The organism is Streptomyces cyaneofuscatus, from assembly GCF_000718135.1.
Classification (GTDB): Bacteria; Actinomycetota; Actinomycetes; order Streptomycetales; family Streptomycetaceae; genus Streptomyces; species Streptomyces cyaneofuscatus.
The window spans coordinates 249,523-274,083 of sequence record NZ_JOEM01000013.1; the positions used below are offsets into that span (position 1 = coordinate 249,523).

Genomic DNA, 24,561 nt, shown 5'->3' on the forward strand with positions numbered 1-24,561 from the left:
AGCTGAGGCGGAGACCATGACCGGAGAAGCGTCCCGCGTGCGGCAGATGTGGCACCTCCTGGAGCCCCTGCACGCCGTCCTGTACTACGCCCCCGCCGCCTTCGAGGAGGCCGCAGCGCTGGGGTACGACACCGAGGAGCGCTGGGCGAGCTACTTCGCGTGGCGCGCGGCCCCGCTCGGTGCGGCGGGCGCGGAGGAGGTGGTTCGGGCATTCCACAGCTTCGCCCCGGCGACGGTGGCGCGGTACGTACCGGCGAGCTGGGAGACCGCCCCGCCCGAGGCCGTCCTCGCGGCCCGTCTCCGGGCGGTCGACCGGGCCTACCGGGCGCTGTTCGGGGACCGGCGGGTGGAGGGCACCGGGTTCGCGGAGGCCGCCGCGCTGGCGCGCCGGGCGGCGGAGGCGGTGACCTCAGGTGTCCTCGGCGGCCTCGGCCCCGCCAACTCCGCCCTGCCCTGGCCGGACGCCCCGCACCTGACGCTCTGGCACGCGGCGACCGTCCTGCGCGAGCACCGGGGCGACGGGCACATCGCCGCGCTCGGAGCGGCCGGCCTCGACCCGGTCGAGTCGCTGGTCTCCTTCGCGGCGGTCGGCGCCGCCCGCCCCGAGGTCTTCGCGAGCCGTGGGTGGGGCGAGGAGGAGTGGGGCGCGGCCCGGCGGCGGCTCCAGGAGCGCGGGCTGCTGGCGGCGGACGGTACGGCCACGGGGGCCGGGCGCGAGCTGCGCGCGAAGGTGGAGCTGCGCACCGACGAGGAGGCCGCCGCGCCGTGGCGGGCCCTGGGGGAGGAGGGGCGCGTGCGGCTCGCGGAGCTGCTGGGGGAGCCGTGGCTGGAGACCATCGGCTCGGGGCTGCTGCCCGGCGAGAACACCCTTGGCATCGGCAAGGTATGACGTGCGCGGGAAAGGTGTGCCCCCATGCGGGGGAGGGGGGCGCGCGTGTGGTTCATCCGAGCTCGGGCTGCACGGCGATGGCGATCTTGCCGCGTGGACGTCGGCGGCCCTCGCCGACGGAACCGCCCTCCAGCAGCGTGTGCGCCTCCGCGATGTCGCCCAGCGGGAGCACCGCGCCGATGTCCGGCCGGAGTCCGCCCTGGTCGACCAGCCGGTCGAGGGCTTCGAGCTTCGCCCGGCCGGGGCTGACGAAGAGGAAGTGGTAGGTCGCGTTCACGCCCCACGCGGCGAGCAGGTTCTGCGGTTCGGGGGTGTCCACGATGGACACCACGCGGCCTCGGTCGACGAGGACCTCCGGGCTGCGGGTCAAGGTGTCCCTGCCCACGGTGTCCAGCACGACGTTCACCCCGCCCAGATCACGGACCTGCGGAACATAGTCACCGGCTGAGAAGTCGATCACGGTGTCGGCTCCCAGCCCGGTGACGAATTCGTGGTCCTTCGCCCGCGCGGTGGTCACCACCTCGGCTCCCAGCGCGTGGGCGACCTGGATGGCGGCCGAGCCGACCCCGCCCGCTCCGCCGTGCACCAGGACCCGTTCCCCGGCCTTCACCCCCGCTCGTTCGACCAGCGCCTCCCACGCCGTCACACCCACGAGCGCGAGACCGGCGGCCTCCGTGTGCGACAGCCCTGCGGGCTTGCGGGCGACCAGGGCCTGGTCGACCACGTGGAACTCGGCGTACGTCCCTTGCCCGACGAGCACCGGCGCCAGATACCAGACCTCGTCGCCCGGCCGGAAGTCGTCCGCCCCGGGGCCGGTCCCGACCACCACCCCGGACACGTCGTTGCCGATCACCGCCGGCAGCGCCACCTGGTCGCGGTAGTCGCCGCGCCGGGTCTGCAGGTCGAGAGGGTTCACGGACGTGGCCAGCACCCGCACCAGCACCTGGCCGGGGCCGGGAGTGGGTCTCGGCAGCTCCCGGGCGGCGAACGCGTCCTCCGCGCCACCGAAGCGGACCAGTTGCATCACACGCATCGAGGTCGACATGCGACAACCTTAGATCTAGATATCGTGAATTATCAATATGTCAGTGCGTTACGATCGTCGCATGTTCTCGGAGGCGGAGTTGCTGGCTGTGTTTCGGGCCCTGTCCAACCCCGCCCGGCGCCAGATGCTTGTCTGGCTCAAGGAGCCGATGAGCTTCCCCGGCCAGAAGCCGGACGACGTCGGGATCGGCGTCTGCGTGACCGACATCCAGCAGCGCGCCGGCCTGGGGCAGTCGACCACCTCGCAGTATCTCGCGATGCTGCGGCAAGCAGGGCTGGTGGTCGCCACCCGACGGGGCAAGTGGACCTACTACCGCCGCGACGAGACGAACATCGCCCGCCTCCTGGACACCCTGCGCGACGTGTTCTAGATCTGGCGCTGCCCAGACCCCGTGCCGCCCAGACCCCGTGCCGCCCAGGTGCCGTGCCGCCCGGATCCCGTGCCGCCCGGATCCCGTGCCGTTCGGACGCCGTGCCGTTCGGGCCGGAGCGCCGTCTGCTGAAGCGGAGTCATGGAACCGCCCCTGACGGGGAAGACGCCCATAAGATTCTGAGCGTTCGGCTTTCTCCCCGTCAGGATGGCTTCACGTGATATCTCCCCGTACGTACCGAGCCGCGGCCCTCCCCGCCCTCAGCGCCCTCGTCGTGCTCGCCCTGGCCGGCTGCGACCCCGACGACCTCGCTGCGGAGAGCGGCGGCAGCACGAGCGGCAGCGCCAGCGGCGGTGCGAACGGGGGCGGGGCGCAGTCCGCCAAGGGGTTCGGGGTCAGCCCACTGGACAACCCCGACGGTACGAAGCCGGGCCTGGCCCCCCTCACCGGCGACGCCGACCGGGCCGCCGCCCGCAAGATCATCGAGAAGGTCGCCACCAAGGGGCGCGGCCCCAAGACCGGCTACGAGCGGAGCAAGTTCGGGTCCGCGTGGAAGGACGGGATCGACGGCATCCCGCTCGCCCGGAACGGCTGCGACACCCGCAACGACCTCCTCGCCCGCGACGGCAAGGACATAGAGCACCGCTCCGGCTCCAACTGCGTCGTCGTCTCGCTGAAGCTCAAGGACCCCTACACCGGCAAGTCCATCGACTGGCGCAAGCAGCGGGCGACCGAGGTGCAGATCGACCACGTGATGCCGCTCTCCTACAACTGGCAGATGGGCGCCGCCCGCTGGAACGAGACCAAGCGGCAGCAGATCGCCAACGACCCGCTCAACCTTCTCCCGGTCGACGGCCCGGCCAACAGCGCCAAGCGCGACTCCGGACCGGCCGCCTGGCTGCCGCCGTACAAGCCGGTCCGCTGCTCGTACGCGGTGCGGTTCGCCCAGGTCTCGCTGAAGTACGACCTCCCGGTCACCGCCTCGGACAAGCAGGCCATGCTCGCCCAGTGCGGGGGATGAGCCGGCCGTACTGCGGGACCACGGTCCGTGGTCCCGCAGGATGATGCCCAGGGCGTGTCCGGCGGATCTTGACCGGGTCCGCGACGTCTGGCACGGCACCTCGCGGCGTTGCCGAAACGCCCGAATCGCTCCGCGATGAGGACGTTCCAGCGCCTTGCGATGCACCGCACCGGACGCCGCGGCCTATCCGGCCCTGATCCGCCGGACACGTCCTAGACCTTGCCGCCGCAGATCACGTTGTACGGCCGGCCCATCGCCATCATCAGCTGCATCGGCTCCGTGGTCGCCGCCGGGCACTCCTTCTTGTCCTCGACCAGGGCCAGCACCTTGAAGGCGTCCGACCCGGCCGACGCGCAGGCGATCTCCTTGGCGGTCGACGTGATGCAGTCGCCCTTCACCAGCTGCCCGCCGCCGGCACCCGCGTCGCCGGGGTGGTCACCGGTCAGGTTCCGGCCGCAGACGGTGTTGGTGGGGATGCCGCTGCTCTTCTTGTCGTCGCCGGAGCCGAAGACCCGGGAGACCTGGATGATCAGGTCCGTCCCGGCCGGGCACTGGATCGCGTTGGGCATGATGCTCGCGCTCTTGATCTCCAGCGCCTCGAAGGTTGCCCCGGCGTCGTCGCAGTCGAACGCGCGGTAGCCGTCCGGCTTGTTCTCCGGGTCCGGCCCTCCGCAGTCGCCGACCTCCCACGAACCGCCCTTGCCGTCCGAGGCGGAGGAGGGGGACGAGGACGAGGAGGACGAGGAGGAGTCCTTGTCACCGAAGACCTTGGACGCGCCGTAGCCCAGGCCGAGAATCACCGCGAGCACCAACAGGCTCTGCAGACACCCGGCTCCTCTCCGGGGGCGGGACGGCGTGCTGCCTGGCTGGCTCATGGTGCTGCTCCTCATGGTGTGGTGCACGGGTACGACGTCACGGCGTACGAAGCCATGCGTACGAAGTCACGGGTGGGGACGCGGCATGGACACCTCACGGTTCCCCGGTGCGGGCTTCCGGGGAGCGGCTGCCGGGTCGGCCGCCACGAAGGCCCGGCGCATAGAAAACCCCTGTTCGCAGACGGTACGGGCCGCCTAACGTCGGCCGCATGGAACTGCACGTCACCACGCTCGCCGAGCGCCCCGAACTCACCGACGCCCTGGACCGGATGCCGGACAACTGGCCGGAGTTCGTCCTGGAGGACATCGTCGGCTGGGCCAACTTCGGCCGGATCGCCGTCGAGTTCCCGCAGTACGTCCTGGTCGCCACCGACCCGGACGGCGCCGTGGTCGCCCGCGCCTACAGCGTCCCCTTCGAGCTGAACGCCCCCGGGCGCGGCAAGCTCCCCGCCGACGGCTGGGACCGGATGCTGCTGTGGGCGTTCTCGGACCTGCGGCGCGGGCGGACCCCCGACACCGTCGGCGCGCTGGAGATCACCGTGGCCACCGGCCACCAGGGCAAGGGGATCTCGGGCCGGATGCTGGCCGCGATGCGGGAGAACGCGGGGCTCCACGGCTTCGGCGAGGTCGTCGCCCCGGTGCGGCCGAGCGGCAAGCACCTGCGGGCCGCGCTGCCGATGGAGGAGTACGCCCGGCTCACCCGCGCCGAGGACGGGCTGCCCGAGGACCCGTGGCTGCGGGTCCACGTCCGGGCGGGCGGGGTCGTGGACTCGGTGGCCCCGGTGTCGATGACGGTGAGCGGGACGCTGGAGCAGTGGCGGGGATGGACCGGGCTGCCGTTCGACACGGAGGGTCCGGTGGAGGTGCCGGGCGCCCTGGTGCCGGTGCACTGCTCGCCCGCACACGGGTACGCGGTCTACACCGAGCCGAACGTGTGGGTACGGCACCGGGTGTGAGGAGCGCGTGTCCGGGGGAGGCCGCTCCGGGGGACAACTCCGGTGCGCCACCGCCCGGTCGGCGTTAGCGTGTGCCCCGTGCCGCACATCCCCGCTCTCCTCGTCATCGACATGCAGAACGCCCTGGTGGCCATCGCCCACCAGGGCGCCCGGACCGTCGCGAGGATCGCCGCACTCCAGGAGCGGGCCCGGGCGGCCGGCGTACCGGTGGTGACGGTCCAGCACCAGGACGACGAGCTGGAGCCGGGCACCGAGGGGTGGCGCATCGCCCCCGCACTCGCGCCCGCGCCGGGCGAGCCGGTCGTCCCCAAGTCGAGCCCCGACAGCTTCCTGGACACCGGACTCGACGCCACCCTGCGGGACATGGGGGTCACCGAGGTCGTCGTCACCGGGTTCGCCACCGAGATCTGCGTGGAGTCCACGGCCCGGCGGGCGCTGAGCCTCCGCTACGACGTGGTGCTCGTCGCCGACGCCCACACCACGTCACTCCGGCCCGGCCCCGACTCCGACTCCGGCCCGTACGCCGCTCCGGAGGCGTCGATCGCCCACCACAACGAGATCTACCGGAACCTGCGCTTCCCCGGCCGCCGCATCCGCGTACTGCGCACGGCCGAGGTGGACTTCACGGCTGGACCGGCTGGACCGGCCGGAACGGCCCGCGTGGCTGGAACGGCGGACACGGCGGACACGGTGGGCGCGGCGACCGGCCGCCCCGCGGGGTCCACGGCAGGCTGACGGGCCGTACGGTGCCCTACGGTCACGCCCCGGTGACCTACTGGGCAACGGTTGGGCACAACCGGGGACGGTCTGTCGGCGCCGGTGTATACGCTCAGCTCACACGCCCGACTCACGTACGCCTCCCAGGAGCAGCACATGCACGGCTACGGCTATCCGCCGCAGCAGCCGCCGACGTCCCGGCCGTCCCCGGGGACGCTCACCACGCTGCGCGCGATCTTTGTTGTGCTGACCGTGCTGAGCTGCGGGTTCCTCGGGTGGGTGGCGATGCTGAGGCTCGCGGTCGTCACCCGTAAAGCCCGTGACTGGTGGCTGCTGGCCGTCACGCTGGTCCTCACCGTCGGCCTGTTCGCGTTCTTCGCGGCCCTGCCCGAGGAGGACCAGATGACGGACACCCAGGCGCTGGTCGGGGTCGGCTGGCTCATAGCGCTCCTCGTCGGCGTCATCACGTACTACCTGATCATGGAGACGCGGCACTTCGCGGCGCCCGGACCGTACGACACCCAGCAGCCGTCGGCCGGCCCCACGACCACCACCGTTCCGTACGGGCCGGCCGCCCATCAGCACCCGCCCGCCCAGGTCCGCAACCAGCCGCCCGTCCAGGCCCAGGCCCAGCCTCAGGCCCGTCCCCAGCCCCAGCACCCGACGCCGCCCGCCACCCCGAACCCGTACGCCGTCGACACCCCGACCCCCAGGCCCGCGCCCCAGCGGCTCGACCAGGTCCGGGCCGAGCTGGACGAGCTCAGCGACTACCTCCGCAAGGAGAACAAGGAGGGCGAAGGCCGGTGAGCAACCGGGTCATCGCCGGGCGGTACGAGCTGGCTTCCATCCTCGGCCAGGGCGGCATGGGCCAGGTCTGGACGGCGTACGACCAGCGCCTGGACCGCCGCGTCGCCGTGAAGCTGCTGCGCCCGGACCGGGTCGCCGGGCCCACCGGCAGCGACGCCGCCGACGAGCTGCGCCGCCGGTTCGTCCGCGAGTGCCGGGTCACCGCGCAGGTGGACCACCCCGGCCTGGTCACCGTCCATGACGCGGGCAGCGACGGCGAGGACCTCTACCTCGTCATGCAGCACGTGGAGGGCGCCGACCTCGCCGACCACCTCGCCGAGCGGACCCCGTACCCCTGGCCCTGGGCGGTCGCGGTCGCCGCCCAGCTCTGCGCCGTCCTGAGCGCGGTGCACGCGGTGCCGATCGTGCACCGCGACCTGAAGCCCCGGAACGTGATGGTCCGGCCCGACGGCACCGTCACCGTGCTCGACCTGGGTGTCGCCTCCGTCCTCGACACGGACACCACCCGCCTCACCCACACCGGTTCACCGATCGGCTCCCCGGCCTACATGGCCCCCGAGCAGGCGATGGGCGGCGCGGTCGGCCCGTACACCGATCTGTACGCCCTCGGGGTCGTCCTGCACGAACTGCTCAGCGGGGACGTGCCGTTCGCCGGGTCCACCGCGCTCGGCGTGCTGCACCGCCACCTCTACGAGCCGCCGGTCCCGGTCCGGCAGGCCCGCCCCGAGGTCCCCGCCGCCCTGGAAGCGCTCGTGCTGCGGCTGCTCGCCAAGGACCCGCAGGACCGGCCCGCCTCCGCGCAGGAGGTGTACGAGGAGCTGGCCCCGCTGCTGCCCCAGCACGGGACGCCCACCGCGCCCCTCGACCCGACCCGCCCCTTCCTGCGCCCGCACGCTCCCTGGCCGGACCGGGCCACGACCCCGGCCTCCGCGCCCGTACCCGCAGCCGTCTCCGTACCGTCGCAGGCCCAGGCAACCACCACCCCCTGGCCCGCCGTCGCCTCCCTCCTCTCCCCGCCCCCGCCGCTCACGGCGCCCACCAACTTCACCCCGCCGCCCGCCCGGCCGGACGTCGCCCAGGCCGTGGACGAGGTCAAGAAGCTGCTCGGCGAGGGCCGGATCACCCAGGCCGTGGACATCCTCGGCGCGATCCTCCCGGCGGCCGCCGCCGAGCACGGCGAGCGCTCCCCGGTCGTCCGCATCCTGCGCAAGCAGTACGCGGCGACGCTGATGGACGACGGACAGTTCCGCCGCGCCCTCCCGGAGCTGCGCCGCCTCGCGGAGGACCGCACCGCCGAGACCGGACCGGCCGACATCCAGGTCCTCCAGTTCCGTTACGACGCCGCCCAGTGCCTGGAGCAGCTCGGCGAGGCCACGGCCGCGCTCGGCGAGTACCGCGCGGTCCTCCCGTACTACGAGAACGCCTACGGGCCGGTCACCACCGACCCCGGCCGGGCGCTCGACATCCGGCACCGCATCGGGCAGCTCCTGCTCGCGGTCGGGGACCACACGGCGGGCCGCGCCCAGCTCCAGGCCCTGCTGTACGACGCGGAGCGCACGTACGGCCCGCACCACCCGCTCCCCGTGGACCTGCGCCGCCGCCTCAGCCACCAGCAGGACGTCCGGGGCGGCTGATTCCAGGGGTACGGCCGCCCCACATCCCCAACTCCTCCCGAATCGTTGGTCGAATCAGTGGCACCGATCACATCCACTGCCTACCATCGATCACCGCAAGGCTTGTGCACCGATGCACAAACTCTCCACGGGAGGCTCCTTTGCACCGCCGTCGTCGCACCGCGCTCGCCGTCTCCGCCGCAACCCTGCTGGCGGCCCCACTCCTGGCCGCCTGCGGCAACGAGGCCCACCCCGGTGCCGCGGCCGTCGTGGGCGGCGAGCGGATCGAGGTCTCGGCGGTCCAGGCCCAGGCGGCCGACGTCCGCGCCGCCCAGGAGAGCTCGCCCGAGGCCGCCCAGCTGGTCAACAAGTCGGGCCAGCTCAACCGCGCCAAGCTGCACGGGCTGATCTTCGGCCGGATCCTGGACAAGGCCGCCGAGGACGCCGGGGTCACCGTCACCCGCAAGGAGATCCAGGAGGCCCGGACCGCCGGGCGCGCGCAGTACGGCGGCGAGGAGCAGCTGCGGGCGATGATGCTCCAGCAGCGCTGGGTCGCCCCGGACCAGATCGACGGCGACATGCGCCAGGAGGTGCTGCTCCCGAAGCTGGCCAAGGCGCTCGGCGCGGACCTCGGCACCCCCGCCGGCCAGCAGGTCGTCGGCGAGGCGCTGACCAAGGCGTCGAAGCAGCTGAAGATCGACGTCAACCCGCGCTTCGGCGCCTGGGACGACCAGAAGATGCAGCTCGGCACCTACAAGGCGCCGTGGATCACCCAGGTCACCGAGTTCGCCCCGCAGGAGCCGGAGGCGGGTGCCTGAGCCGGTCGCCTGCGCCGGTCGCTTGAGGCAGTCGCTCGGGCGGGCGCCTGACCTCGGGACACGGCGGGTAGGTTCGCCGGGTGAACGCTGAAGCCCCCGGCACACCCACCGCCACCCCCGCCGCCCCCGGCCGTATCGTCCTCCTCACCGCCAGCCACCGGGTCGCGCCCGGCCTGCTGTCCTGGCCGGCCTGGCAGACGCTCCACGCGGCCGACCAGGTCCTCACCGCCGACCCGGACCACCCGCAACTGCCCTACCTCCGCGAGGCGGGCGTCCGCGTCGAGCACGCGGCGCCCACCGCCGACGAGCTGGTCGCCGCCTGCGCGGGCGGCCGCACGGTCGTGGTCGTGGTCGGCGGCGAGGGCGACAGCCGGCTGACCGACGGCCTGGCCCGGCTCGGCGGCTCGGGCCGGGTGGCCATGCCGGACCTGGAGCTGCTCCCCGGCTCGTACGACCTGCCCGGCGCCCGCCTCCTGGACCTGGTCCAGGTCATGGACCGGATCCGCCGCGAGTGCCCGTGGACCTCGCAACGTACGCACAAGGGCCTCGCGAAGTACGCCATCGAGGAGGCGTACGAACTGGTCGAGGCGATCGAGGACGGCGACCGGACCGAGCTGCGCGAGGAACTGGGCGACGTACTCCTCCAGGTCGTCTTCCACGCCCGCATCGCGGAGGAAGACCCCGAGGAGCCCTTCGACGTGGACGACGTGGCGGGCGGCCTGGTCGAGAAGCTGATCCACCGCCACCCGCACGTCTTCGGCGACGAGACCGCCGAGACCCCGGAGGACGTCCACGCGCACTGGCTCCGCACGAAGGCGATCGAGAAGCAGCGCACCTCGGTCACGGAGGGCGTCCCTCTCGGCCAACCGGGCCTGGCCCTCGCGGCCAAGCTCGGCAGCCGCGTCCGTACGGCCGGCCTCGACGTCCCCCTCCCGACGGGCGACACCATCGGCTACGAGCTCCTCGCCCTGGCTGTGTCCGCCGAGGCGAACGGCACCGACCCGGAAGCCGCCCTGCGCGCTGCGGCCCGGGCGTACAGAGACGCGATCGTTGCGGCGGAGGGCGGGGCGGGTTAGTACGGTGACCTGAGAGGTCGTACGAGGGGCGGGGGGATGGGTGTGGCCGGGGAACGGGAAGCGCCGGACGGCACGGTGGTGGGGGTAGGCAACTCCGTCTCGGGGGGCGCCTTTCACGCGCCGGTCGTCCAGGCCGGGACCCTCAACGGCGGCATGCACACCTACTACGGGCAGCAGCCGCCCTCCGGCCTGCCCCCGGTCGCCGACTGGCCCCGGCTCGACGCGGCCGACCCGATCGCCTCCGGCGTGCGGCGTACCCGGAGGATCGGCGACGAGCCACCGCTGCCCCCGTACGTCGCCCGGGACGGCGACGGTGTGCTGAAGGAGCGGGTCCGCACCGCGGCCAGGTCCGGTGGGCTGGTCCTGGTGACCGGCGAGCCCCTGTCCGGGAAGAGCCGGACCGCCTGGGCGGCGATGCTCACGAACCTGCCGGGCACGACCCGCTTCCTCGGCCCCGCGGCCGGCACGGATCTGCGCGGCCTGCCCGCCGTGCTGCGCGGCCGGGGCGAGGACCGGTGCGTGATCTGGCTGGACGAGCTGGAGGGCTATCTCGGCGACCACGGCCTGACCCCGGCGCTCCTCGCCGAACTCGTCCGCCTGCGCGTCCCGGTGATCGCCACGATGAGCGACGAGGCGTACGACGCCCACCGTTTCGGTGGACAGGCCCGCGCCAGGGTGCTGGTCGGCGTCGACCCGGTGGAGCTGAGCCGCGCGTGGACGAAGGACGAGCAGGGGCGGCTGCGCGAGGCGATCGAGGACCTGCGGCTGGGCGACGTCTACTACTGGAGTGGGGGCACCGACACCGCCGCGTTCCTCGCCGTCGGCCCGGAGCTGTGGGACGAGTGGTGGCGTGCCCGCCGCCCGAACGCCCACCCGCACGGCCATCTGCTGGTGCGCGTCGCCATGGACCTGGCTCGGTGCGGTACGGACGACACCGCCGTCCCGTCGAGTCTGCTGCGCGAACTGTGCGCGCTCTACGAGCAGGAGGCCGCGCAGGCGGCCGGGGAGTCGTTCGAGGACGCTCTCGCGTGGGCGTCCAAGGTCCGGCACGGCGTCACCGGGCTGCTGGTCCCGGGTGCGGAGCCCGACAGCTGGCGGTGCTTCGCCTCCCTGCACCGCGACGCGGTGTCCCGTCCGGACGCTCCGCCCGTGCCGCTGAACCTCTGGCTCCATGCCCTGGAAGCCGTCCGGGGCGATCCGGACCTGCGGGAACTCGTGGTGGATTGCGCCCAGAGCGAGTTGGAGCGTGTGGCGGACGGACGCCCGGAGGTCGGCCTGGTGCTCGGCCGCCTGTACGAGGCGACCGGACAGGCACAGTACGCCGAGGACTGGTTCCGGCACTCCGCCGACGCGGGCGGCGTGGAGGCTGCCGGCATCGTGGGGCGGGCACTGGCCGACCGTGGACAAGTCGTCCCCGCCATCACGTATCTGGAGCGCGCGGCGGAGGCCGGTGACGCCGATGCGCGGACCGACCTCGCCCTGCTGCTCGCCGATCGAGCGGTCTACTGGCTGGACCGGCTGGGCGAGTCCGGCGACGAGGGCGCGCAGGGGGCCGCAGACATGCTGCGGGCGCTCGTCAAGACCCCGCCCGATACCGTCGAGGAGTGACCGACACCCCCGCCTGCCCCCACCACACCCCCGCGCCCCGCGAAGACGCCCCAGCCGCCCCCGAACTCTTCACCTGGGAGTTCGCCACCGACCCCTACCCCGCCTACGCCTGGCTCCGCGAGCACAGCCCCGTGCACCGCACCGCGCTGCCCAGCGGGGTCGAGGCGTGGCTCGTGACCCGGTACGGGGACGCCAAGCAGGCGCTCGCCGACGCGCGGCTCTCCAAGAACCCGGCGAACCACGCCGGGTCCGCGGCGGCCAAGGGGAAGACGGGCATCCCGGGGGAGCGCAAGGCGGAGCTGATGACGCATCTGCTCAACATCGACCCGCCGGACCACACCCGGCTGCGCCGGCTCGTCTCCAAGGCGTTCACCCCGCGCCGGGTCGCGGAGTTCGCGCCCCGCGTGCAGGAGCTGACGGACCGGCTCATCGACCGCTTCATCGAGGACGGGGAGGCGGACCTCATCCACGACTTCGCCTTCCCGCTCCCCATCTACGCCATCTGCGATCTGCTCGGCGTCCCGCGCGAGGACCAGGACGACTTCCGGGACTGGGCGGGCATGATGATCCGCCACGGCGGCGGGCCGCGCGGCGGGGTGGCCCGGTCGGTGAAGAAGATGCGCGGCTATCTCGCCGAACTCATCCACCGGAAGAGGGAGAACCCCGGTGACGACCTGATCTCCGGGCTGATCCGGGCCAGCGACCACGGCGAGCACCTCACCGAGAACGAGGCCGCGGCGATGGCGTTCATCCTGCTCTTCGCCGGGTTCGAGACGACGGTGAACCTGATCGGGAACGGTACGTACGCACTCCTCCGCCACCCCGAACAGCGCGCCCGGCTCGAAGAGTCGCTGGCGGCGGGCGAGAGCGCGCTGCTGGCCACCGGGATCGAGGAGTTGCTCCGGTTCGACGGCCCGGTCGAGCTCGCGACCTGGCGGTACGCCACCGAGGCGCTGACGCTCGGCGGCCAGGAGATCGCGGCGGGGGACCCGGTGCTGGTGGTGCTGGCGGCGGCGGACCGGGACCCGGAACGGTTCGCGGATCCGGACGCGCTCGATCTGTCACGGAGTGACAATCAGCATCTCGGCTACGGTCACGGAATCCACTACTGCCTGGGGGCACCGCTGGCCCGGCTGGAGGGGCAGGCCGCGGTGGCGACCCTGCTGAGACGCCTTCCTGACCTGCGACTTGCCGCAGAACCTGGCGATTTGCGCTGGCGCGGCGGGCTCATCATGCGCGGACTGCGCACCCTGCCGGTGCAGTTCGAGCCCGGTCGCCGCCTCGAACAAAGTGACACGCTGTCACCTCTGTGACTTTCACGTGATCTGCGCTGCATCGACTTGTGACATGCGTTCGAGTCCCGCTAGGTTCACGGTTCGACGCGTCGGCCGCTGTTCACCGGTTGCCCACGCGTCACTTGTTCAACAGCTTCTTGCTCCTCAGTTCTTGCTTGTCAGTCTTGTCAGTTCTTGCTTGTCAGTCGCACGGAAGGCATATCCCATGGGCTCCGCGAACGGCAGACACCGCCGCCCTCGTCAGGCACCCGCCATCGTCGTCGCCGCAGGCGTGACCGGATCGGCCATCGCCATTCCGCTCCTCGGCGCGGCGGGCGCACACGCAGCCGACGCCACCACCTGGGACCGGGTCGCGGAGTGCGAGAGCGGCGGCATGTGGAGTGCCGACCTCGGCAACGGCTACTACGGCGGGCTCCAGTTCTCGCAGGAGACCTGGTCGGCGTACGGCGGCGACGCCTTCGCGGAGCGGGCCGACCTGGCCAGCCGCTCGCAGCAGATCGCCGTCGCCGAGAAGGTCCTGGACGACAAGGGCCCGCAGGCGTGGCCGAGCTGTGCGGTGATCTCCGGCCTCGCGGTGGACGGCAGCCTGCCCGGTGTCGACCCCGGTACCGCGCCCTCCACCGACCCCACCCAGGACCCGACGACCGCTCCGGCGGACGAAGCGGATGAAAAGGGTGAAGCGGGAGGTTCGGGCAACACGGGCTCGACCGGTACCACGGGCAAGACCGGCACCACGGACTCCACCGACAAGACGGACGGAACCGGCAAGGAGGAGAAGAAGGGCGGCGCCGACACCCTCGACCCCTCGGTGAAGCCTTCCACGCCCCCCGCCACCGGAAAGACCGGCACCCCCGGCTCTCCTGACGCCTCGCAGCCCTCCACCTCCGCGCCCGACGCCTCGCAGGGCGCCGACCGCACCGGCGGCAAGCACCGCGGCGCACCGGCCCCCGAGGAGGCCGGTGCGGTGGGTCAGGAGGACGGCCCCCGCGAGTCCGGCCGGCACGCCTCGCGGGGCGAGGGTGACGCGCGGGACGGCGGCGCGGTCACCGGTGGCGGCTACACCGTGCAGCCCGGGGACAACCTCTGGGCCATCGCGGACGCCCAGGAACTCCCCCAGGGCTGGACGGGCCTGTACGAGGCCAACAAGGACCTCCTGGGCTCCGACCCGGACCTGATCCTGCCCGGCCAGAGCTTGGATCTGGGGCTGGGTCAGAGCGCCGCGGAAGGTGCCGAGAACGGTGCCGAGACCGGCGCCGATGCGGGCGCCGGAACGGGCGCGGAGACGCCCGCGGCCAACTGATCGAATTCGGGAAAACACCCCAAAATCGCGGGTAGTTCAGAGGCCTATGTCCACTTATGCGTAAGTGAGACATGGGTCTCTTTGCTGCAACTGGCGTGTCGCGTCCGCCCGCTCGGCGCAGATCCCCTCCGACCTGCGGAAATGATCCGTCAGGGTGAGCAAGTAAGCGCCGATTGGACCAGTATGTCCATCTTTGAATGTCGGGGTTGCCTGTGTTTACGGTCGGAACCGCTCGCACCGCGGGCCCCGTCGACCGTCACGCCGAATCCTGCCGTCGGTCGAAGGGAACAGACGCGTAAAGCGCCGTAGGCAGGAGCGGGGGACCCAGGTAGGCCGCCGGGTCCGTACAGCCCCTTCGAAGTCGGGGACGTACGGGAACGGCTTGGGGTGAAGTCGCGCGCAAGGTCGCGCGACCGGGCAACTCATCAGCCCGAACCCGACAGCTCACCTCGTAGGCGTCGGTGAGGAGATCCGTTCCATGCTGCTGAACAGCAAGGGCAAGCACCGCCGCCCCTCGAAGACCGTCCGTTTCGCCACCCTCGCGGGCATCACCGGTGCCGCCGTGGCCGTCCCGCTGATGGGCGCCACCAACGCTTCCGCCGCCTCCGTCGAGACCTGGGACGCCGTCGCCCAGTGCGAGTCCGGCGGCAACTGGTCCATCAACACCGGCAACGGCTACTACGGCGGGCTGCAGTTCTCGCAGTCGAGCTGGGCCGCCGCCGGCGGTACGCAGTACGCCTCGCGCGCCGACCTGGCCTCCAAGGACCAGCAGATCGCCACCGCCGAGAAGCTCCTCGACATGCAGGGCCCGGGTGCCTGGGCCTGCGCCGGTGCCGGCGGCCTCACCAACGACGGTGTGGACCCGGGCGTGAACACCGGCTCCGGCCAGTCCGCGAGCAAGCCCGAGCAGGCGCAGCCCGAGCGCAAGGCCGAGCAGCCCACCACGCGCAGCGAGCAGCGCACCGCCCCGGCCGCCCCCAAGGCCGAGAGCTCCAAGAAGACCGTCACCACCCCGACCGGTGAGAAGGTCCAGAAGGGCGACGGTGAGTACAAGGTCAAGACCGGCGACACCCTGAGCAAGATCGCCGACAAGGAAGGCGTCAAGGGCGGCTGGAGCAAGCTCTTCAAGCTCAACGACGACATCGTCAAGGACGCGGACCTGATCTTCCCGGGTCAGCAGCTCCACCTGAAGTAACAGCCGGCTCTCCTCCCCTGAGGGAGGGGGTCCGGCGGCACCCTCCCTCGCACGGCTCCCCGGCCCGGCGCGCTACTCCCCCCGTGCGCGCCGGGCCGGGGTCTTTCCGTGAGAAGGGTGCCGGTCTTTCCGTGGGAAGGACGCCGACGGGGGATGGGGATGGAGAGATGGGGATGGGGGCGATCCGTTCACTTCTTGTCGGCATCGCACCCCCGCCGCTTGTTACCGCCCAGTAGATTTCTAGAGATTTGTCCCGTGATGCTGGCCCTTGGGTCCTTTTTCGTCCCAGGAGACGGGCGGTCGGCCGACTGACGCGGCCGGGCCGGTTAGGCTCGTGTCGCAAGGCCACAGTGACCCTGCACAACCAGCGTCATATCCCAGAAGGAGATGCCTCGTGCCGTCCATCGACGTCGTCGTAGCCAGGGAAATCCTCGACTCCCGGGGCAACCCCACGGTCGAGGTCGAGGTTGGCCTCGACGACGGCAGCACGGGCCGTGCTGCCGTTCCGTCCGGCGCCTCCACCGGTGCGTTCGAGGCTGTTGAGCTTCGCGACGGTGACCCCAACCGCTACCAGGGCAAGGGCGTCGAGAAGGCCGTCCTCGCCGTCATCGAGCAGATCGGCCCGGAGCTCGTCGGGTACGACGCCACCGAGCAGCGCCTCATCGACCAGGCGATGTTCGACCTGGACGCCACCGAGAACAAGGCCTCGCTCGGCGCGAACGCCATCCTCGGTGTCTCGCTCGCCGTCGCGCACGCCGCCTCCGAGGCGTCCGACCTGCCGCTCTTCCGCTACCTCGGCGGCCCGAACGCGCACCTGCTGCCCGTTCCGATGATGAACATCCTGAACGGCGGCTCGCACGCCGACTCCAACGTGGACATCCAGGAGTTCATGATCGCCCCGATCGGCGCGGAGTCCTTCTCCGAGGCCCTGCGCTGGGGCGCGGAGATCTACCACACGCTGAAGAAGGTCCTCAAGACCAAGGGCCTGTCCACCGGACTCGGCGACGAGGGCGGCTTCGCCCCGAACCTGGAGTCCAACCGCGCCGCCCTGGACCTCATCGTCGAGGCCATCACGGAGGCCGGTTACGTCCCGGGCCGCGACGTCGCACTCGCGCTCGACGTCGCCGCGTCCGAGTTCTACAAGGACGGCGTCTACGAGTTCGAGGGCAAGTCCCGCTCGGCCGCCGAGATGACCGAGTACTACGAGGAGCTCGTCTCCGCGTACCCGCTGGTCTCCATCGAGGACCCGCTGTACGAGGACGACTGGGCCGGCTGGAAGGTCATCACCGACCGCATCGGCTCCAAGGTGCAGATCGTCGGCGACGACCTCTTCGTCACCAACCCCGAGCGCCTGGCCCGCGGCATCGAGGAGGGCTCCGCCAACGCCCTGCTCGTGAAGGTCAACCAGATCGGTTCGCTGACCGAGACCCTGGACGCCGTCGAGCTGGCCCAGCGCAACGGCTTCAAGTGCATGATGTCGCACCGCTCCGGCGAGACCGAGGACGTCACCATCGCCGACCTCGCCGTCGCCGTGAACTGCGGCCAGATCAAGACCGGCGCCCCGGCCCGCTCGGACCGCGTCGCCAAGTACAACCAGCTGCTGCGCATCGAGGAGATCCTCGACGACGCCGCGGTGTACGCGGGCCGCTCCGCCTTCCCGCGCTTCAAGGGCTGACCCCTTCCCAGGGCTGACCCGCGGCCCTGGGACGGTAGCCTCCGCCCGTCCCCGCACCCGGTCCCGTACCGTGTGCGGGGACGGACGTGCGTAATGGGGAGGCGGGAGAACATGGCCGGGAAGGACCGCGACCGGTTCTCCACCGCGACCAGGCTGCGACTGCTCGGCGAGCAGACCGCGGCCCGCGTGTACCGCTCCCAGAACCGCCGCCAGGCCCGCCGTTCCCGGCTCACCGGCCGGGCCGCGTTCCTGGCGCTGGTGGTCTGCTCCCTGGTGGTCGCGCTCGCCTACCCGATGCGCCAGTACGTCTCCCAGCGCGACGAGATCGCCGAGCAGGAGCGGCTCTCGCAGGAGGCGAAGGCGCGCACCGAGGAGCTGCGGGACGAGAAGGCGCGGCTCCAGGACGACGCGTACATCATGCGGCTGGCCCGCCAGCACCTCCATTACGTCCTCCCCGGCGAGACCGGCTACATCGTGGCCGACCCCGACGCGGTGGAGGACCGCCGCGGAGAACCCGGCGAGAACCACCGCCCCTGGCACTCGAACGTCTGGGACGGCGTGGACAGCGCCGACCGCGACTGACGCCTCTCTCTGTCCCACGACCTCTCCCACGACCCTTCCCCCCGACGAGCTTTCGACGAGCTTCCGAGCAGAACCAAGGCAGGCATGGAAACGCCCCCTCCGCAGACCGAGTCCACCAAGCCCACCGACGCGGACATCGCCGCGTTCGAGCAGCAGCTCGGCCGCCCGCCGCGCGGCCTGCGCGCCATCGCGCACCGCTGCCCGTGCGGCAACCCGGACGTGGTGGAGACCCAGCCCCGTCTGGAGGACGGCACGCCGTTCCCGACGACGTACTACCTGACCTGCCCCCGGGCGGCCTCGGCGATCGGCACGCTGGAGGCGAACGGGGTCATGAAGGAGATGACGGCCCGTCTGGAGACCGACCCGGAGCTGGCCGCCGCCTACCGGGCCGCGCACGAGGACTACATCACCCGCCGCGACGCCATCGAGGTCCTGGAGGGCTTCCCCAGCGCCGGCGGCATGCCGGACCGGGTGAAGTGCCTGCACGTCCTGGTCGGCCACTCGCTGGCCGCCGGGCCCGGGGTGAACCCGCTGGGCGACGAGGCCATCGCGATGCTGCCGGAGTGGTGGGCCAAGGGCGCGTGCGTCACGCCGTGCGTGCCGAAGGACGAGGACGGCTGGACGGTGGACGAGGGCGACGGGGGCCACTTCGCCTTCCGTCCCGTCGACGGCCCCTCCGAAGGGCAGGGCGCATGACCAGGGTCGCCGCCGTCGACTGCGGTACGAACTCCATCCGGCTCCTCGTCGCCGACGCGGACCCCGCCACCGGCTCCTTCACCCAGCTGGAGCGCCGGATGACGATCGTCCGCCTCGGCCAGGGCGTCGACAGGACCGGCCGGCTCGCCCCCGAGGCGCTGGAGCGCACCTTCGCGGCCTGCCGCGAGTACGCCGAGGTCATCGAGGAGCTGGGTGCCGAACGCGTCCGCTTCGTGGCCACCTCCGCCTCCCGCGACGCCGAGAACAGCGCCGACTTCGTCTCCGGCGTCCGGGACATCCTGGGTGTCGAGCCCGAGGTGATCACCGGCGACCAGGAGGCGCAGCTCTCCTTCGACGGCGCCACCAAGGAGCTGACCGGCAGCGACCACCTGGAGAAGCCGTACCTGGTCGTCGACATCGGCGGCGGCTCCACCGAGTTCGTGCTCGGCTCGGACGGGGTCGAGGCGGCCCGCTCCGTGGACATCGGCTGCGTCCGCATGACCGAACGTCACCTGACCGTGGACGGCACCGTGATGGACCCGCCCACCCACGAGCGGGTCGCCGCGATCCGCGCGGACATCGACGCCGCCCTGGACGTGGCCGCCGGGACCGTCGCGCTGACCGAGGCGGCCACGCTGGTCGGCCTGGCGGGCACGGTCACCACGATCGCGGGGATCGCACTGGAGCTGGCGGAGTACGACTCCGAGGCCATCCACCACTCCCGGGTCTCCCGCGGCCAGGTCCGCGCCATCACCGAACACCTCCTCCAGTCCACCCACGAGGAGCGCGCCGCGATCCCCGTGATGCACCCGGGCCGGGTCGACGTGATCGCGGCGGGCGCCCTCGTCCTGCTCGCCGTGATGGAGCGGACGGGCGCGCACGAGGTCGTCGTCAGCGAGCACGACATCCTGGACGGCATCGCCTGGAGCGCCGCGTAATCGAGCTGTGGGCGGCGGCGCGGGGCCGCCCCGCACTCACAGGGAGCGGTAGACGTCCCGCCGGTCGCCGACCTTGACGACGAGGATGATCAGCTCGCCGTCCTCCACCTGGTAGGCGACCCGGTAGCTGCCCACCCGGAGCCGGTAGAGCCCCGACGGGCCGGTGAGCTTCTTGATGTCGGCGTCCTCGCGGTACGGGTCGTCGCCGAGCGCCGTCAGCGCGGCGAGGATGCGCATGGCGGCGGGCCGGTCGATGGCCCGGAGCTCTCGTTGAGCCGCCGCGGTGAACCGGAACGCGTACTTCACGCCGCGCCGTCAGCGCGCTCGGTGAACAGGTCCGCCAGCAGCTCCGCCATCGTGACGGTCGGGCCGCCCTCGGCCAGGACCGCTTCCGCCTCCCGGGCGAGCAGCACGTCCGCCGCTTCCTCCAGCGCGTCGAAGTCCGCGATGGGCACCAGTGCGGCGACGGGCTCGCCGTTGCGGGTGATCACCGTGGGCGTGCCCGCCTCGGCGGAGTTGATGTGGTCCGCCAGGTGCGCGCGGGCTTCCCGTACAGTCACAGTGCTCTCGGCCATGGAAATAGTGTACGCGTATTCGTGTACACGCGTACGGGGTCGTCGTCGGCGAGCAGGACAACCTCGACGGCATCGCCTGGAGCGCCGCGCAAGAGTCCGCTGGGGGCGCACGACATGACCGACACCGGCACGCCGCGTGGGGCCGTCGAGCTGATGGAACGCCATCAGGTGGCCGTCTATCTCGCCGCGATGGCCTTCGGCGCCCTTCTCGGTCTCGCGGCGCCTTCCTTCGGGCCGGGTCTTGAGCACCTCATCAACCCCGTCCTGGGCGCGCTCCTGTTCGTGACCTTCCTGCAGGTCCCGGCGGCCGAGCTGCTGCGCTCGCTGCGCGACGGGCGGTTCCTCTCCGCCGCGCTGATGGTGAACTTCGTGGTGGTGCCGGCCGTCGTCGCCGCGCTGTTCACGTTCCTGCCGGCCGACCGGGCGGTGCGGCTCGGGGCGCTGCTCGTGCTGCTCTGTCCGTGCGTCGACTACGTGATCGTCTTCAGCGGTCTCGCCGGAGGGTCGGCCCGCCGGCTGCTCGCCGTGACCCCGGTCCTGCTGGTCGCGCAGATGGTGCTGCTACCGGTGTTCCTGTACGCGTTCCTCGGCTCCGGGCTCGCCGACATCGTGGAGGCCGGACCGTTCCTGGAGGCGTTCGCCTTCCTGATCGTCATCCCGCTCGTGCTGGCCTGGGGGCTTCAGGGCTGGGCGGGGCGTCGGGAGAGCGGGCGGAAGGTGTCGGACGCGGCGACCACGACGATGGTCCCGCTGATGGCCGCGACCCTGCTGGTGGTCGTGGCCTCCCAGGTGCCGAAGGTGGGCGGGAACCTCACCGACGTCGCCGCGGTCGTCCCCTTCTACGCGGCGTTCCTGGTGGTGATGGCCGTCGCCGGGAAGGTCGTGGCCCGGCTCTTCCGGCTGGATGTGCCCGGTGGGCGGGCGGTGGTCTTCAGCGGGGCGACGCGTAACTCCCTGGTGGTCCTTCCCCTCGCGCTGGCCCTCCCCGACCCGTACGCGATCGCCGCCGTCGTGGTGGTCACGCAGACCCTCGTCGAGGTCGTCGGCATGGTCCTCTACGTCCGCGCCGTACCCCGCCTCCTGCCCGCTCAGCCGCAGCGTCACCTGCACCTTTGAGCCGCCCCGGGGCCCTGCTGGGCCGCTCGGGGGACCCTTCCGGAGAGGCGCCGCGAGAAAGTTCGTGAACTTCTTCACAAGGAATTCGGCCCTCTTGGGCGAAGTTCGTCCCCGCAAGGGCCGCCCGGGCCGCAGGAGGGCCCTCGTGGAAGGCGTACAGGCGCGTTCCGGGGGTGTTGCGCAGGTGTGAAAAGGGGTGCCGTCGCGGTGCTCCTGGAGGGCCAAGGGCCAGCTCACAGGCGGTCAGGAACGTTTCCCGGGGTGCTGCGGTTCCCCTGCGGGGTCATGACCTGGGTCACGTGGGCGGCGAAGTGTAGCAGAGGGTGGGTGAATCCTTGTGAAGGGGCTCACGAGCACCCCCCTGAGGGGAGGTGGATACTCGATGGCATGAGCACCACGGAGCGTCCCAGGATCCTCGTTGTAGGCGGTGGGTACGTAGGCCTGTACGCAGCTCGTCGCATTCTGAAGAAGATGCGATACGGAGAGGCGACCGTCACGGTCGTCGACCCGCGGTCGTACATGACGTACCAGCCCTTCCTCCCCGAAGCTGCCGCAGGCAGCATCTCGCCTCGGCATGTCGTCGTCCCGCTGCGACGCGTGCTGCCCAAGGCTGAGGTTCTCACCGGTCGTGTCACGACCATCGACCAGGACCGCAAGGTCGCCACGGTCGCGCCGCTCGTCGGCGAGGCCTACGAGCTGCCCTTCGACTACCTGGTCATCGCGATGGGCGCGGTCTCCCGTACCTTCCCGATCCCCGGCCTCGCCGAGCAGGGCATCGGCATGAAGGGCATCGAGGAGGCCATCGGCCTGCGCAACCACGTCCTGGAGCAGCTGGACAAGGCTGACTCCACGACCGATGAGGACGTCCGCCGCAAGGCGCTCACGTTCGTCTTCGTGGGCGGCGGCTTCGCCGGCGCGGAGACCATCGGCGAGGTCGAGGACATGGCCCGCGACGCGGCGAAGTACTACACCAACGTGAAGCGCGAGGACATGCGCTTCATCCTGGTCGACGCCGCCGACAAGATCCTTCCCGAGGTCGGCCCGAAGCTGGGCGCCTACGGCAAGGAGCACCTGGAGAGCCGCGGCGTGGAGATCTACCTCTCCACCTCGATGGACTCCTGCGTCGACGGCCACGTGGTGCTCAAGAACGGCCTGGAGGTCGACTCCAGCACCATCGTGTGGACCGCCGGTGTGAAGCCGAACCCGGCGCTCGCCCGCTTCGGTCTGCCGCTCGGCCCCCGCGGCCACGTGGACACCTCCGAGAAGCTCCAGGTGCAGGGCACCGACTACATCTGGGCCGCGGGCGACAACGCCCAGGTGCCGGACATGGTCGGCCGCCGCGCCGGCAACCCGAACGCCTGGTGCCCGCCCAACGCCCAGCACGCGCTGCGTCAGGCGAAGGTCCTCGGCGACAACGTGATCTCCGGCATGCGGGGCTTCCCGCAGAAGGAGTACAGCCACGCCAACAAGGGTGCGGTCGCCGGTCTCGGCCTGCACAAGGGCGTCGCGATGATCGTCATGGGCAAGGTGAAGATCAAGCTCAAGGGCCGTCTCGCCTGGTACATGCACCGCGGCTACCACGGCATGGCGATGCCGACCTGGAACCGTAAGATCCGGATCTTCGCCGACTGGACCCTCGCGGTCTTCCTGAAGCGCGAGGTCGTCTCGCTCGGCGCCATGGAGACGCCGCGCGAGGAGTTCTACGAGGCCGCCAAGCCGGCCCCGGCTCCCGCCGTCGCCGCCAAGTCCGAGGGCGAGAAGGCCAAGGCCTCCTGACCCCCCGGTGACGCGCTCCGCGGGGAGCGCACCGTACGACGCCCGAAGGGGCCGTCCGCCATCCGTGGTGCGGACGGCCCCTTCGGCGTATCCGTGGCCGTGTCCACCGTGGGCGGGCGCGCGTTTTGCCCTTTCGTTGCCCGGTAGCGGGATGACGGAGCGTGGAGGGAGAGTTGACACAGACGTACCTCGTCGTGGCACCGATCCCTGCCACGGCGGGACTATGGGCACGTACATACGCATCGGGCTTGTTGTGTTTGTCGGGAACACCACCACGGAGGTGTGCGCCATGGCACGCGCCGCATCGCGGCTGACCGCTCTTGCCGAAGAGCTGCTCTCGGAACCCCTACCGGTCCGCATCCGGGCCTGGGACGGCAGCGAATCGGGTCCGCCCGGCGCCCCCGTCCTCGTGATCCGCCACCGCCGCGCCCTGCGCAGACTCCTGTGGAAGCCCGGCGAACTGGGCCTGGCCCGCGCCTGGGTGGCCGGGGAGATCGATGTCGAGGGCGATCTGTACGAGGTGCTCGACCGGATCGCCGGGCTCCTGTGGGACCGGGGCGCCGACGCCAAGGACGCCGTCCACCCGGTCCGCGACCCCGCCGTACGCGCCTTCGCCCGCGGCCTCCTCCAGCTGGCCGGCCCCTGGCCGCCGCCCGCCCCGCCCGCCGAGGAGGTCCGCCGCCGCACCGGCCCGCTGCACACCAAGCGGCGGGACAAGGAGGCCATCAGCCACCACTACGACGTGGGCAACGACTTCTACGCCCTGGTCCTCGGCCCGTCCATGGTCTACTCCTGCGCCTACTGGCAGGACGGCGGGACCCTGGAGGACGCCCAGCGCGACAAGCTCGACCTGGTCTGCCGCAAGCTCGCCCTGAAGGAGGGCGACCGCCTCCTGGACGTCGGCTGCGGCTGGGGCTCCATGGCCATCCACGCCGCCCGCGAGTACGGGGCGCGGGTCACCGGCATCACCCTCTCCCAGGAACAGGCCACCCACGCCCGCAAGCGCATCGCCGAGGAGGGGCTGACCGACCGGATCGAGATCCGCGTCCAGGACTACCGGGACGTACGCGACGGACCGTACGACGCGATCTCCTCGATCGGCATGGCCGAGCACGTCGGCTCGGTCCGCTACCGCGAGTACGCCGAGGACCTCTACGCCCTCCTGAAGCCCGGCGGACGCCTGCTGAACCACCAGATCGCCCGCCGCCCCGAGAAGGACGAGGACGCCTACCGCATCGACGCGTTCATCGACTCCTACGTCTTCCCCGACGGCGAACTCGCCCCCCTCGGCCGCACCCTGGCCACCCTGGAGGAGGCCGGGTTCGAGGCCCGGGACGTGGAGGCGATCCGCGAGCACTACGCGCTGACGCTGCGCCGGTGGGTGGCCAACCTGGAGCGCCACTGGGAGCAGGCGGTACGCGCCACCTCCCCGGGCCGGGCCAGGGTCTGGCGGCTCTACATGGCCGCCTCCGCGCTCTCCTTCGAGCACAACAAGATCGGCGTCAACCAGATTCTCGCGGTGCGCCCGCTGGAGGGCGGCTCCTCCCGGCTGCCGCTGCGCAGCCGCGCCTGGACGGAGGAGGCGGCGAGGGCGGACGGCTGACCCGTACGCGTACCT

The 24,561-nt window shown here is 71.8% G+C and carries 24 protein-coding genes and 1 riboswitch; of the genes, 20 read left to right on the forward strand and 4 right to left on the reverse strand.

Annotated elements, in window-relative coordinates:
• Window positions 1-16: 16 nt before the first annotated feature.
• The gene (locus IF17_RS0122345; protein WP_030568666.1) at window positions 17-889 is read left to right on the forward strand and encodes an SCO6745 family protein; all 873 of its coding nucleotides are present in this window, start codon (window positions 17-19) and stop codon (window positions 887-889) included.
• Window positions 890-941: 52 nt separating this feature from the next.
• Here IF17_RS0122345 and IF17_RS0122350 read toward each other — a convergent pair whose 3' ends face one another.
• Window positions 942-1,934: a zinc-binding dehydrogenase gene (locus tag IF17_RS0122350; protein WP_032772400.1), complete on the reverse strand. Its 993-nt coding sequence runs from the start codon at window positions 1,932-1,934 to the stop codon at window positions 942-944.
• Window positions 1,935-1,995: 61 nt separating this feature from the next.
• On the opposite strand from IF17_RS0122350, the gene IF17_RS0122355 reads away from it, so the two are divergent.
• Both IF17_RS0122355 and IF17_RS0122360 read left to right on the forward strand, forming a co-directional pair.
• Window positions 1,996-2,304, forward strand: a complete 309-nt coding sequence (locus IF17_RS0122355) for an ArsR/SmtB family transcription factor (protein ID WP_030568668.1) — start codon at window positions 1,996-1,998, stop codon at window positions 2,302-2,304.
• 217 nt (window positions 2,305-2,521) lie between these two features.
• Complete coding sequence (locus IF17_RS0122360; RefSeq protein WP_030568669.1) at window positions 2,522-3,325, forward strand: HNH endonuclease family protein; 804 nt, start codon at window positions 2,522-2,524, stop codon at window positions 3,323-3,325.
• Window positions 3,326-3,537: 212 nt separating this feature from the next.
• Here the strand turns inward: IF17_RS0122360 and IF17_RS0122365 are convergent, their stop codons facing one another.
• Window positions 3,538-4,200 (reverse strand): hypothetical protein, encoded by a 663-nt coding sequence (locus tag IF17_RS0122365; RefSeq protein WP_030568670.1) that lies wholly within the window; start codon window positions 4,198-4,200, stop codon window positions 3,538-3,540.
• A 209-nt stretch (window positions 4,201-4,409) separates the two neighbouring features.
• Between IF17_RS0122365 and IF17_RS0122370 the strand changes: the two genes are divergently transcribed.
• From IF17_RS0122370 to IF17_RS0122435, 14 genes are all read left to right on the forward strand, one after another.
• Complete coding sequence (locus IF17_RS0122370; RefSeq protein WP_030568671.1) at window positions 4,410-5,156, forward strand: hypothetical protein; 747 nt, start codon at window positions 4,410-4,412, stop codon at window positions 5,154-5,156.
• Window positions 5,157-5,225: 69 nt separating this feature from the next.
• Entirely contained in the window at window positions 5,226-5,891 is a 666-nt protein-coding gene (locus IF17_RS0122375) for a cysteine hydrolase family protein (RefSeq protein ID WP_425315175.1), read from the forward strand.
• 138 nt (window positions 5,892-6,029) lie between these two features.
• Window positions 6,030-6,680 carry a membrane protein gene (locus IF17_RS0122380; RefSeq protein ID WP_030568673.1) on the forward strand — a complete coding sequence of 217 codons (651 nt, stop codon included), beginning with the start codon at window positions 6,030-6,032 and terminating at the stop codon, window positions 6,678-6,680.
• Window positions 6,677-8,314 (forward strand): serine/threonine-protein kinase, encoded by a 1,638-nt coding sequence (locus IF17_RS0122385; RefSeq protein WP_030568675.1) that lies wholly within the window; start codon window positions 6,677-6,679, stop codon window positions 8,312-8,314. Before IF17_RS0122380 ends, IF17_RS0122385 begins: the two co-directional genes overlap by 4 nt.
• Before the next feature lie 140 nt (window positions 8,315-8,454).
• Window positions 8,455-9,111 (forward strand): SurA N-terminal domain-containing protein, encoded by a 657-nt coding sequence (locus IF17_RS0122390; protein ID WP_030568677.1) that lies wholly within the window; start codon window positions 8,455-8,457, stop codon window positions 9,109-9,111.
• An 80-nt stretch (window positions 9,112-9,191) separates the two neighbouring features.
• Window positions 9,192-10,187 carry a nucleoside triphosphate pyrophosphohydrolase gene (locus tag IF17_RS0122395; protein ID WP_030568678.1) on the forward strand — a complete coding sequence of 332 codons (996 nt, stop codon included), beginning with the start codon at window positions 9,192-9,194 and terminating at the stop codon, window positions 10,185-10,187.
• 36 nt (window positions 10,188-10,223) lie between these two features.
• Window positions 10,224-11,795 (forward strand): tetratricopeptide repeat protein, encoded by a 1,572-nt coding sequence (locus tag IF17_RS1000000139505; protein WP_051884091.1) that lies wholly within the window; start codon window positions 10,224-10,226, stop codon window positions 11,793-11,795.
• Window positions 11,792-13,108 (forward strand): cytochrome P450 family protein, encoded by a 1,317-nt coding sequence (locus tag IF17_RS0122405; RefSeq protein ID WP_030568683.1) that lies wholly within the window; start codon window positions 11,792-11,794, stop codon window positions 13,106-13,108. Before IF17_RS1000000139505 ends, IF17_RS0122405 begins: the two co-directional genes overlap by 4 nt.
• A 187-nt stretch (window positions 13,109-13,295) precedes the next feature.
• Window positions 13,296-14,390, forward strand: a complete 1,095-nt coding sequence (locus IF17_RS0122410) for a transglycosylase family protein (protein ID WP_030568685.1) — start codon at window positions 13,296-13,298, stop codon at window positions 14,388-14,390.
• 291 nt (window positions 14,391-14,681) lie between these two features.
• Window positions 14,682-14,863: riboswitch (cyclic di-AMP (ydaO/yuaA leader) on the forward strand.
• 5 nt (window positions 14,864-14,868) lie between these two features.
• Window positions 14,869-15,585 (forward strand): LysM peptidoglycan-binding domain-containing protein, encoded by a 717-nt coding sequence (locus IF17_RS0122415; protein ID WP_018515628.1) that lies wholly within the window; start codon window positions 14,869-14,871, stop codon window positions 15,583-15,585.
• Between the two features lie 394 nt (window positions 15,586-15,979).
• A complete protein-coding gene (eno, locus tag IF17_RS0122420) occupies window positions 15,980-17,260 on the forward strand; it encodes a phosphopyruvate hydratase (protein WP_018515627.1) in 1,281 nt (426 codons plus the stop codon).
• 111 nt (window positions 17,261-17,371) lie between these two features.
• Window positions 17,372-17,842 (forward strand): FtsB family cell division protein, encoded by a 471-nt coding sequence (locus IF17_RS0122425; protein WP_018515626.1) that lies wholly within the window; start codon window positions 17,372-17,374, stop codon window positions 17,840-17,842.
• Window positions 17,843-17,926: 84 nt separating this feature from the next.
• Window positions 17,927-18,538 (forward strand): DUF501 domain-containing protein, encoded by a 612-nt coding sequence (locus IF17_RS0122430; RefSeq protein ID WP_030568686.1) that lies wholly within the window; start codon window positions 17,927-17,929, stop codon window positions 18,536-18,538.
• Window positions 18,535-19,476 (forward strand): Ppx/GppA phosphatase family protein, encoded by a 942-nt coding sequence (locus tag IF17_RS0122435; protein WP_030568687.1) that lies wholly within the window; start codon window positions 18,535-18,537, stop codon window positions 19,474-19,476. Before IF17_RS0122430 ends, IF17_RS0122435 begins: the two co-directional genes overlap by 4 nt.
• A 36-nt stretch (window positions 19,477-19,512) precedes the next feature.
• Here IF17_RS0122435 and IF17_RS0122440 read toward each other — a convergent pair whose 3' ends face one another.
• Entirely contained in the window at window positions 19,513-19,782 is a 270-nt protein-coding gene (locus IF17_RS0122440; RefSeq protein ID WP_030568688.1) for a type II toxin-antitoxin system RelE family toxin, read from the reverse strand.
• On the reverse strand, window positions 19,779-20,051 hold the full coding sequence (locus IF17_RS0122445) for a type II toxin-antitoxin system Phd/YefM family antitoxin (protein WP_030568689.1): 273 nt from the start codon (window positions 20,049-20,051) through the stop codon (window positions 19,779-19,781). The genes IF17_RS0122440 and IF17_RS0122445 overlap by 4 nt, the downstream gene beginning before the upstream one ends.
• 114 nt (window positions 20,052-20,165) lie before the next feature.
• Here IF17_RS0122445 and IF17_RS0122450 point away from each other — a divergent pair, with 114 nt between their 5' ends.
• The 3 genes from IF17_RS0122450 to IF17_RS0122460 all read left to right on the forward strand — a co-directional run bounded on the left by IF17_RS0122450 (window position 20,166) and on the right by IF17_RS0122460 (window position 24,546).
• A complete protein-coding gene (locus IF17_RS0122450; RefSeq protein WP_030568690.1) occupies window positions 20,166-21,167 on the forward strand; it encodes an arsenic resistance protein in 1,002 nt (333 codons plus the stop codon).
• 387 nt (window positions 21,168-21,554) lie between these two features.
• Window positions 21,555-22,943 (forward strand): NAD(P)/FAD-dependent oxidoreductase, encoded by a 1,389-nt coding sequence (locus tag IF17_RS0122455; RefSeq protein ID WP_015609000.1) that lies wholly within the window; start codon window positions 21,555-21,557, stop codon window positions 22,941-22,943.
• Window positions 22,944-23,232: 289 nt separating this feature from the next.
• Window positions 23,233-24,546, forward strand: a complete 1,314-nt coding sequence (locus tag IF17_RS0122460; protein ID WP_030568693.1) for an SAM-dependent methyltransferase — start codon at window positions 23,233-23,235, stop codon at window positions 24,544-24,546.
• Window positions 24,547-24,561: the final 15 nt, after the last annotated feature.

What these genes read in the sequence shown, in the direction of transcription:
- IF17_RS0122350 (WP_032772400.1), bottom strand. Translation starts at nt 1,934, where the DNA reads ATGTCGACCTCGATGCGTGTGATGCAACTGGTCCGCTTCGGTGGCGCG.
- IF17_RS0122345 (WP_030568666.1), top strand. Translation starts at nt 17, where the DNA reads ATGACCGGAGAAGCGTCCCGCGTGCGGCAGATGTGGCACCTCCTGGAG.
- IF17_RS0122380 (WP_030568673.1), top strand. Translation starts at nt 6,030, where the DNA reads ATGCACGGCTACGGCTATCCGCCGCAGCAGCCGCCGACGTCCCGGCCG.
- IF17_RS0122425 (WP_018515626.1), top strand. Translation starts at nt 17,372, where the DNA reads ATGGCCGGGAAGGACCGCGACCGGTTCTCCACCGCGACCAGGCTGCGA.
- IF17_RS0122455 (WP_015609000.1), top strand. Translation starts at nt 21,555, where the DNA reads ATGAGCACCACGGAGCGTCCCAGGATCCTCGTTGTAGGCGGTGGGTAC.
- IF17_RS0122370 (WP_030568671.1), top strand. Translation starts at nt 4,410, where the DNA reads ATGGAACTGCACGTCACCACGCTCGCCGAGCGCCCCGAACTCACCGAC.
- IF17_RS0122435 (WP_030568687.1), top strand. Translation starts at nt 18,535, where the DNA reads ATGACCAGGGTCGCCGCCGTCGACTGCGGTACGAACTCCATCCGGCTC.
- IF17_RS0122460 (WP_030568693.1), top strand. Translation starts at nt 23,233, where the DNA reads ATGGCACGCGCCGCATCGCGGCTGACCGCTCTTGCCGAAGAGCTGCTC.
- IF17_RS0122415 (WP_018515628.1), top strand. Translation starts at nt 14,869, where the DNA reads ATGCTGCTGAACAGCAAGGGCAAGCACCGCCGCCCCTCGAAGACCGTC.
- IF17_RS0122365 (WP_030568670.1), bottom strand. Translation starts at nt 4,200, where the DNA reads ATGAGCCAGCCAGGCAGCACGCCGTCCCGCCCCCGGAGAGGAGCCGGG.
- IF17_RS0122355 (WP_030568668.1), top strand. Translation starts at nt 1,996, where the DNA reads ATGTTCTCGGAGGCGGAGTTGCTGGCTGTGTTTCGGGCCCTGTCCAAC.
- IF17_RS0122445 (WP_030568689.1), bottom strand. Translation starts at nt 20,051, where the DNA reads ATGGCCGAGAGCACTGTGACTGTACGGGAAGCCCGCGCGCACCTGGCG.
- IF17_RS0122450 (WP_030568690.1), top strand. Translation starts at nt 20,166, where the DNA reads ATGACCGACACCGGCACGCCGCGTGGGGCCGTCGAGCTGATGGAACGC.
- IF17_RS1000000139505 (WP_051884091.1), top strand. Translation starts at nt 10,224, where the DNA reads ATGGGTGTGGCCGGGGAACGGGAAGCGCCGGACGGCACGGTGGTGGGG.
- IF17_RS0122410 (WP_030568685.1), top strand. Translation starts at nt 13,296, where the DNA reads ATGGGCTCCGCGAACGGCAGACACCGCCGCCCTCGTCAGGCACCCGCC.
- IF17_RS0122430 (WP_030568686.1), top strand. Translation starts at nt 17,927, where the DNA reads ATGGAAACGCCCCCTCCGCAGACCGAGTCCACCAAGCCCACCGACGCG.